1 protein-coding gene is annotated in these 443 nt (G+C 29.6%); it reads left to right on the forward strand.

All coding sequences use genetic code 11. From position 1 onward, the window contains the following. The coding region (locus Q1A15_RS20935) for a transposase (protein ID WP_299628395.1) at nt 1-418 on the forward strand (418 nt) is incomplete at its 5' end. Nucleotides 419-443: the final 25 nt, after the last annotated feature.

Consider the following 443-nt stretch of genomic DNA (forward strand, 5'->3'; position numbering starts at 1 on the left):
GCTGTATTGCTATTGTTTTATGCCAAATCATGTGCATTTTATATTCAGATCTACAAAAGAACAACCAATGGAATTATTAAGAGATTTTAAGCGTTATACATCAAGAAAAATGATTGAAACGATTCAAGATCATCCAAAAGAAAGTAGAAAAGAGTGGTTATTGTGGATGTTTAAAAGAGCAGGAAATAAACAAGGAAATGTAAATAAATATCAATTTTGGCAGCATCATAATAAACCTATAGAATTGTGGAGTACAAAAGTTATTCAGCAAAAAATAGATTATATTCATAATAATCCAGTAGAAAGCGGTTTGGTTGTACATCCAGAAGATTGGAAATATTCAAGTGCTAAAAACTTTCAAGAAGACCATACAATTTTAACGATAGACCATATTGGATTTTTAACTAGTAAGATTTAGTCACTCGAATCCTTTAGATTGCAGA

Source organism: uncultured Tenacibaculum sp. (assembly GCF_947495995.1).
In the GTDB taxonomy this organism is placed as follows: Bacteria; Bacteroidota; Bacteroidia; order Flavobacteriales; family Flavobacteriaceae; genus Polaribacter.